This is a genomic window from Candidatus Methylacidiphilales bacterium (assembly GCA_028713655.1).
In the GTDB taxonomy this organism is placed as follows: domain Bacteria; phylum Verrucomicrobiota; class Verrucomicrobiia; order Methylacidiphilales; family JAAUTS01; genus JAQTNW01.
On the sequence record JAQTNW010000021.1, the window covers coordinates 52,368 to 61,047 of the forward strand.

Sequence of the window (8,680 nt, forward strand, 5' to 3'; positions counted from 1 at the left end):
TTACTGAGTGGGGGGTGCAGGCGCCGGCATGGTTGTCGCCGCCGAAATTTGAATCGTTTCGCCGCTTGCCAGGTCCTTGATCGTGGCCTCCTGCGGGCTGGCTTTCAGCACCTGATAGCTCTTGTCATCCAGCTTGAAGCTGTCCCCGCGCTTGACTTCGGAAGGTTCAACCTTTTTGCCGGGGACATTGATGCTGAACGCAACCCGGCTTTCGTCCGACTCCTTTTCCGTATTCAAAACCAGCGTGGTCACCTCGTCCAATTTTGTGTTGATCATGTCAAGTTCCGAGCGATCCGGATGGGTCAGGGAATGAGTTTTTTCATCAAACACCTCAACAATTTTCTCCCGATAATCCCCAACCTTGTATCCTTCGGTTTCATCGCCTTTTTTGACAAAACGCGTCCGGTTCCGGGACACATCCATCAGGTTGATCTGGAATTGGATGGTGCCATCCGACAGCTTGTTGGCCGCTTTGAAAACCATACGGAAGGGCACCTTGGTGTAATGCGCGATCCTTAATTTAACGATGATGGGAGGGCGGGAATTCGGGTCGAGGGGATTGGTCTTGGCCAGAAATTCCTCCTTGTTTGTAAAACCGTCGTTGTCCGGATCCGCATCCGCGACCTTCAAATCATCAATCGGGAAGCCGTATTTAATTTTCCATCCCGCCGTGATCCCGTCTTCCATCGGGTCCTGCGGGTTCAGCCATTCAATTTTACCGCTTGTAGGATGATAGACAATCAGGCGCGACACGAATATTTTGTGCTCGCCAACGGCAAGTTCCGGCGCCTTCGCCCACTCGTCCGCCATGCCGGCGTAACGGTCAACATTCAACGGGGACACATTTTTACCATGCCCCGGGGACGGGGGTCCGCTTTTCTCGGGCAGCAAAAAAACCTTGGCCAGCAGTGCCACTCCGAAAACAACCAGTACGCCAAACAGCAGCCATTGCTCAGGCTTAAGCTGGAAGAACTTCATGATTTGCCTCCGGGTTGCGTTTCTGCGGATGCGGGCGCTTTTTTTCCGCCCGAGGATGCGGTTGGTAAATTTTGGAAATCAATCAAATCCACCCGCATCCTCACATTCAACAGCTCCTGCCCCACGACCGGCACCACCAGTTTATTGGGCCCCGATTCGTCCGGCTGGGCTCCGGGCAGTCCGCCCCCTGCAATGGCAGGCGAAGCCACTCCCTTGATTTCGGAGCGCGTGGCAATGGAATTTTTTTCATTTTCAACCGTCAGCGAACGAATGATAAAAAAACAGTCGGATGCCACCAGCTTGTTGACCACTTCAGTCAGCGCGTCGGTGGAGCCTGTGAATGAAAACTCGAATGGATAAACTTTGTAGGCGTCATTCGGTCCGCTGACAACCGCCGCCGGCATCGCTTCATCTCCCTCTGTGAATGAAGCCAGCCCGCCTGCGGATCCGTCCGCGCGCTTTTCTTCAACGATCACGCGTTTGATCCCGTTGAGGGATTTGATCCGGGCGTTGAACAGGACCTGGTTCACCTGCTCGATTGCCAGCAGTTGCACCCCCAAATCCAGCGTCGCGTCCGCCTTGGGACTGGTCAGCCGGTAGGCTTTGAATCCGAAATCATAGTCCTCGGGAAGCTTGACCTTGTTCGCGCCGGCCAGCTTGCGCAATTGCTCGCGTTTTTCCCCAAAAAGCCGTTTCCAGGAGTCGGAGTCCAACAACCCGCGGATTCCCTTGCCGTCGGGCTTCGGGCTCCGCACTGCCGCAAAAATGGAGGATGCTTTTTGAATGGGGGCCTGCACGGAATTCAAAATTTCCGCCAGCTTCGCATCGTTGCTCTGGAGGCCTTTGAGATTACCCCGGGTGGGCAGGATTCCGCCGCCGCTGAGGGTTTCCATTTGCTTGTGAATTTCCCCGATCCGCAAGATCTTTTCATCAATCTGCGTCCCGAACCAATAGCACAAAGCCCCGGCCATCAGCCCGCTCACCAAAAACAGGACCGCCAGCGATTTGATGTTGGATGGGATTTTTTTCATGGCTGCAGGTCCGGCGTCTTCTCGGCTTTCAAGGCCGCCTGGATCGTGAATTTCCTGGCAACCTGGTCTGAGTCAAAAACATCCGACTCCGTCACCTTGACGCTGTCGAAATAGCCCGAGGTCTGGAGCTTTGAAACAAAAGCCGCCAGCAGATCGTCCGACTTCTCGCGCCCGTTGTTTTCAGGAACTTCAAAAAAGCCGCGTATCTGCAAAATGGCCGGTTCGGGCAATGCCGTCGCATGGGGATTGGGATTGGAGTGCGGGCCTCCGGGTTTCACCATGTTGTCGATTGCCAGTTCCATCTGGCTGACCCATATCCCGTTGAAGGTTCCGGTGCTTTCGTAAACCACGCCCAACAAATGCGGCCAGAAATTCCTCTGCTCCAGCAATTTTTGTATCCCCTCGGTAACGGCCAAATCGCGGCCAAACGACTTGCTTTCCTTTTCAATCTGGTGCGCCAGTTGGTTCTTGTTGTTCAAGTCAGACTCTAAATCGTTGGCCTCCACCGAAAGCCGGTCCAGGCTCAAAAGGCTCGATCCCACCAGCACGGCAAGCATCAAAACCCAGACCACAAATGCCGCGGCCAGATAAGGCAGCCGCCGCTTGACGGCCCGCTTGTCCGCTACACTGGAGGGCACCAGATTAACCTCAACCGGAACATCCTCCAAGCGCCGGGTCGCCAGGCCCACCACTTCACCCAGCAGATAAGCGTCCGACCCCAGTGCGCCAAGATCGATTTTTGGCGATAATTTTATGTTGCTCAGCGGATTGAAGAATTCCACCGGCATGTTCAATTTTTCCCGGAAAAACAGGTCCGTGTACGGCATGGCGGAAGCGCCTCCCGCCAGCAGCACTTTCTGCGGCGAAGAACCCGCCTGCTGGTTGCGGTAAAAACTGATGGAGCGGCTGATCTCGGCATGAAGGCGCGAGAATACACTGCGCGCGATTTTTGAAATCCGGGCCGCGGTCTGGTCATCGGGGTCGGCATAGGCGCCGCCCAGCCCGACAAAGCCCTTGCCCTTCTTCATCATCTCCGAGGCCACATACGGCTCCTGGAATTCATTCGAGATATTCTGCGAGATCAGGTGCCCGCCAATCGGAATGGCCCGGCAAAAAATCTTTTTGCCTTCGATGAAAACCAGGTTCGTACACTTCGCGCCAATATCAATAATCAGATGGCAGGCATCGCTTTCCGGATAATTGTATTTATGGGCGTTCACCAAAGCCAGCGGCGCCACGTCCACCTTTTCCAGTTCAAGCTTGCAGAGCGACAGCACGGAATTGGCCTGTTCGACAAGATCGCTTTTTACGGCCACGATGACGGCTTCGATATCCTTGGCCCCCCGCCCTCCCAGCAATTGGTAATCCCAGACCACTTCATTGATCGGAAACGGCACATTCTGCTGGGCCTCAAACCCGATCATCTGCTCAATCTGATCGGGCGCAACCGGCGGCAATTTGACAAAACGCGTGAAAACATACTGGCCGGAAATCGAACAATAAACAGGAAATGAGGCCAGCTTCTTTTCCCGCACAATCCCCTGCAGCGCCTCCACAAGAAACGGAAACATTTCCTGCTCCTTGTTCGGATCAAGGCCCAGGTCCCGGATTACATAATCGATCAGGGTCAGCCCACCGCCCGCATCCACCTGAAAATGACCCAGTTTGAGGGTGCTGGATCCCAGATCCAATGATAAATAATGCCTTGGTAACGCCACGCCGGTGATCTGGTTGTTAGAACGCGTCTAAATTAATTCTTGGGTTTGATCCGGTTGTAACGCCTCGCATCAAACGGCCACCAGGGAGAATCCTTGACCCCGATCAAGACCCCTGGAGTCGCCTGTCCCGCCGTAAACCAGTTGGGATCGTCCTTGTCACTCAGCTGATTCTTGCTCAGCTTGTCCTGCACTTGCCCGCCCGACAGAATCTCAATGTGCAAATTGGATTTTTTAAATCCCCGCGCCTTGTCCTTTTTGCCACCATAACGCAATAGGGCCATTGGATCCAAATACATGACAGCATAATGCTCGCCCTTCGGCACATTGACATAGGTTTCCTCACCCGTCAGCACCACAAAGAGGTCGTTTTTCAAACTGTCCAAGCCATCAATGTAAAATTTAACCTGCACTTCTTCCGTGATCGGGTCCTGGGTCGAAAATTTGACCTCCGCCACATACCAGTCGTCACTTAGCTCTTTGGCCACATCCGAAGTGGGCCGCGAGACCTCATTCGGCACATTCGCCTTGTCAAGTTTGAGGCTATTATTAATTATTTTAATATTATCGCCAGGCGCTTGTGCGCTGCAAATGGAATGGATTCCACCCAATAGAACACATGCCACCGCCAATCGCCCCATCATGGTATTCATCAGGAGTAAAATACGCTTGAGCTGCTAATACAGTCAATCGATTTTACTGCTCAATACATATAAAATAAATCAGAGTTTCCTGTTTTAAGTTTGTATGGCTTAAGTTTTAAGCAGCTTCCATCCCCGATAGCCATCAGGGCAGGCCGCGCGAATCTACGGATAATCTGTATATTGGTTCGTGATTTTAGTGTGTGTCGTGGTAAAAAAATGTGCTCCCTCTGCGTTCTCGGCGGCTCTGCGGTGCAATGCATTTCGCGTCTCAGCCCAGCAACGGTCGCAACCACCGTTCCACCTCCGAAATCGGCAATCCTTTGCGCCTCTGGTAGTCCTCCAACTGGTCCTTCCCAATCCGGCCAACCCCAAAATAACGCGCCTCCGGATGCGCAAAATACCAGCCCGAGACCGAACTGGCCGGCCACATGGCACAGTTTTCCGTCAACCGGATGCCGGTCCTGGCTTCAACCTCCAAAAGCTTGAAAAGCCCGGGCTTTTCAGAATGGTCCGGACATGCCGGATAACCGGGCGCAGGCCGGATTCCGCGGTATTTTTCAGAAATCAAATCCGCGTTCTCCAGGTTTTCATCCCGCCCATATCCCCAATCCGCCCTGGCCTTCTTGTGCAAATATTCCGCAAAAGCCTCCGCAAAACGGTCCGCAAGGGCCTTGACCATGATGGAAGAATAATCATCGCCCGCCTCCTCGAAGCGTTTCGCGATTTTCTCCGTTTCATGGCCCGATGTGACCGCAAATGCACCCAGATAATCCCTGCGCCCGCCCTCATGCGGCGCAATGAAATCCGCCAGTGCATAATTCGGTTTACCGGACGGCTTCTCGATCTGTTGGCGTAATGTGCAAACACGGAGGACCACCCGGCCCGATCCATTCGGATCGCATAACTCTATGTCGTCCCCCTGCCGCTTCGCCGGGAAAAAACCGTAAACCCCCGACGGATTCAACCATTTTTCCCCAACCATCCGCCGCAATATTTTCTGCGCATCCTCAAACAGTTCCTTCGCCTGCTGTCCATTTTCAGGATCATCAAAAATCGCCGGATACCGCCCGCGCAGCTCCCAGGTATGGAAAAACGGCGACCAGTCTATATACGGCTCCAGATCGGCCAGCGTGACATCCGACACCGTACGGATGCCGGTAAACGCCGGCACCGGAATATCCACCGTGGCCCAGTCACAATCAAAACGCCGCCGACGGGCTTCCTCAATGCCGAGAAGTTTTTGCACGGATTGCTGCGTCGAATGCGCCGCGCGCGCGGCTTCCTGTTTTCCCCGGACTTCGTCCACGAACCCCGTTTTTGCCTCCGGATTGAGCAATTTGCTCATGACCCCCACAACACGGGAAGCGTCAATAACGTGACAGGTCACGCTTCCGTACCTGGGGGCGATGCGGACCGCCGTGTGGGTGCTGCTCGTGGTCGCCCCTCCGATGAGCAACGGAATCTTGAATCCCTGGCGCTCCATCTCGGAGGCGTTGTGCGCCATTTCGTCCAACGAAGGCGTGATCAGCCCGCTCAACCCGATCGCGTCCGCGTGATGTTCCCGCGCGGCCTGCAGGATTTTTTCGCACGACACCATCACGCCGAGATCGATCACCTCGTAGCTGTTGCAGGCCAGCACCACCCCGACGATGTTTTTGCCAATGTCATGAACGTCCCCCTTGACGGTCGCCATCACGATCCTGCCCTGGCTGTTGCTGCCCCCCGAGGCCGCCTTTTCGGCTTCCATGAACGGGGTGAGCCAGGCCACAGCCTTTTTCATCACCCGCGCGCTTTTGACCACCTGCGGCAAAAACATCTTGCCGGACCCGAACAGGTCCCCGACCACGCCCATGCCCGACATCAACGGCCCTTCTATAACCGCCAGCGGCTTGCCATACTTTTTGCGCGCCTCCTCGGTATCCGCATCAATGTAATCCACGATGCCCTTCACCAGGGCATGGGACAACCGTTCCTCCACCGTGCCACTTCTCCACGCGTCCTCTTCCACCTCCGCCCGTTCCTTGCCCTTCACGGATTCGGAAAATTTCACCAGACGTTCCGTCGCGTCAGCCCTGCGGTTCAGCAACACGTCCTCGACCAACTCGAGCAAATCCTTTGGAATTTCCTCGTACACTTCCAGGAGACCCGCATTGACGATCCCCATGTCCAGACCGGCCTTGATCGCATGATAAAGAAATGCGGCGTGAATCGCCTCGCGCACCGGGTTGTTTCCGCGAAAACTGAATGAAACATTGCTGATGCCGCCGCTCACCCGCGCCAGCGGCAGGTTTTGCTTGATCCAGCGCGTGGCCTTGATGAAATCGACAGCGTAATTGTTGTGCTCCTCCATGCCCGTGGCCACCGTCAGCACATTGGGATCAAAAATAATATCCTGCGGCGGGAAACCCGCTTCTTCCGTCAGAATCCGGTAACACCGCTTGCACACGGCGATCTTCCGCTCATACGTGTCCGCCTGCCCCTGCTCATCAAACGCCATCACCACCACCGCCGCACCATAACGCCGGATCAGCTTCGCCTGGCGGATGAACTTTTCCTCCCCCTCCTTCAAACTGATCGAGTTGACAATCCCCTTCCCCTGCAGGCATTTCAGCCCGGCCTCGATCACCGACCACTTTGAGCTGTCGATCATCACAGGCACCCGCGCAATGTCCGGCTCGGACGACACCAGGTTGATGAACGTGGTCATGGCCTTTTCGGAATCGAGCAGGCCCTCGTCCATATTGACATCAATGATCTGCGCGCCGTTCTCCACCTGCTGGCGCGCCACGCCCAGCGCTTCCTCATAATTGCCGGCCAGGATCAGTTTGGAAAATTTTGGAGAGCCCGTGATGTTCGTGCGCTCGCCGATGTTCACGAAATTTGTCTCAGGCCGGAGCGTCAAGGCATCGAGCCCGCTCAATCTCAACCAGGGCTCCACCTGCGGGATTTCGCGCGGTTTCAATCCCCGCACCGACTCCACAATGCAATGAATGTGCTCCGGCGTCGTCCCACAACAACCGCCGACGATATTCAACCAGCCGTTCTCCGCCCATTCCCGAAGCTGGGGCGCCAGGCTCTGCGGCGTCTCCGGAAAGCCGGTCGGCAGCAGCGGGTTGGGCAGGCCGGCGTTCGGATGACAGCTCACATAGAGAGGAGCAATCTGCGACAGCTCTTCAATCAGTGGCCGCATTTCCTTCGGACCCAGGGCGCAATTCATGCCCACGCTCAGGAGCGGGACATTGGAAATGGAATTCCAAAACGCTTCCACGGTCTGCCCGGTGACGCCGCGGTTGCTCCCCGCCTGAATAAACGTGACCGAGGCCATCAACGGCACGCGCAGGCCGCGTTCCTCAAAAACATTCTCGATGGCAAAAAATGCCGCGCGGGCGTTCAATGTGTCGAAAATGGTTTCCACCAATAAAATGTCAGCCCCGCCGTCCAGCAGGCCCTGCGCCTGTTCGGCATAGGCGGCCACCAGTTCATCATAGGTCACCCCGCGTGCCGCCGGGTTGTTCACGTCCGTCGAAATCGAGGAAGTTTTCGTCGTCGGGCCGATCGCTCCGGCGACAAAACATCTCCGCCCCGGCTGCGCGGCCATGACCGCATCCGCCGCCCTCCGGGCCGCCTGCGCGCCCGCCTTCGACAGCTCATGCGCGAGCGACGCCATCCCATAGTCCGCCAAGGAAATCGCCTGCGAGTTGAAGGTGTTGGTCTCGATGATGTCCGCCCCTGCCTCGAGATACTGCCGGTGAATCTCTTCAATCAGCTCCGGTCGCGTGAGGTTCAACAGATCATTGTGCCCCCTCAGATCCTTCGACCAATCTTTGAAGCGTTGCCCGCGGAAATCCGACTCAGCCAGCTTGTGCTGCTGGATCATGGTGCCCATGGCGCCGTCCAGAACCACAATGCGCTGCTTCAGGAGCGCATCAAGTTCTGCAAGGCCATGAACCGGGATGGAGGGAGCGGGAGTCATATCCTTATATCTGTGTATCATGATACATTGATATATCGATTTGGCAAAGGGAATTTTTGCCCCATAAAACAATTGCAAGATCCCGCTTCCTGTGCTGATGTATCTGGCTCGTTCTCACGACCCTATCGTCTAGAGGCCTAGGACACATCCCTTTCACGGATGCGACACGGGTTCGAATCCCGTTAGGGTCGCCATTATCGGACCGCGGCCCATGAATCTTCGCGTCCTAATTGTCTCAAACGGGCCAGATGCGAAATTAACCGAAAACAGGCGTTAATTGTTTGATTGTAAAGTGGTTACGCAATGAGTTTGCTCCCCATTTTCGAAGGCTATTTGTCT

The 8,680-nt window shown here is 55.4% G+C and carries 5 protein-coding genes and 1 tRNA gene; 1 reads left to right on the forward strand and 5 read right to left on the reverse strand.

Annotated features, from left to right (window positions below):
• From PHD76_08545 to metH, 5 genes are all read right to left on the reverse strand, one after another.
• Nucleotides 1-978, reverse strand: coding sequence for a thrombospondin type 3 repeat-containing protein (locus PHD76_08545; protein ID MDD5261882.1), 978 nt, complete (start codon nucleotides 976-978; stop codon nucleotides 1-3).
• Nucleotides 975-2,009: an Amuc_1100 family pilus-like protein gene (locus tag PHD76_08550; protein ID MDD5261883.1), complete on the reverse strand. Its 1,035-nt coding sequence runs from the start codon at nucleotides 2,007-2,009 to the stop codon at nucleotides 975-977. Before PHD76_08550 ends, PHD76_08545 begins: the two co-directional genes overlap by 4 nt.
• On the reverse strand, nucleotides 2,006-3,700 hold the full coding sequence (pilM, locus tag PHD76_08555) for a type IV pilus assembly protein PilM (protein MDD5261884.1): 1,695 nt from the start codon (nucleotides 3,698-3,700) through the stop codon (nucleotides 2,006-2,008). The genes PHD76_08550 and pilM overlap by 4 nt, the downstream gene beginning before the upstream one ends.
• A 59-nt stretch (nucleotides 3,701-3,759) precedes the next feature.
• Nucleotides 3,760-4,377 (reverse strand): hypothetical protein, encoded by a 618-nt coding sequence (locus PHD76_08560; GenBank protein MDD5261885.1) that lies wholly within the window; start codon nucleotides 4,375-4,377, stop codon nucleotides 3,760-3,762.
• A gap of 259 nt (nucleotides 4,378-4,636) precedes the next feature.
• Nucleotides 4,637-8,362 (reverse strand): methionine synthase, encoded by a 3,726-nt coding sequence (metH, locus tag PHD76_08565; protein ID MDD5261886.1) that lies wholly within the window; start codon nucleotides 8,360-8,362, stop codon nucleotides 4,637-4,639.
• Nucleotides 8,363-8,459: 97 nt separating this feature from the next.
• Here metH and PHD76_08570 point away from each other — a divergent pair.
• A tRNA-Glu gene (locus PHD76_08570) sits at nucleotides 8,460-8,535 on the forward strand.
• Nucleotides 8,536-8,680 lie beyond the last annotated feature (145 nt).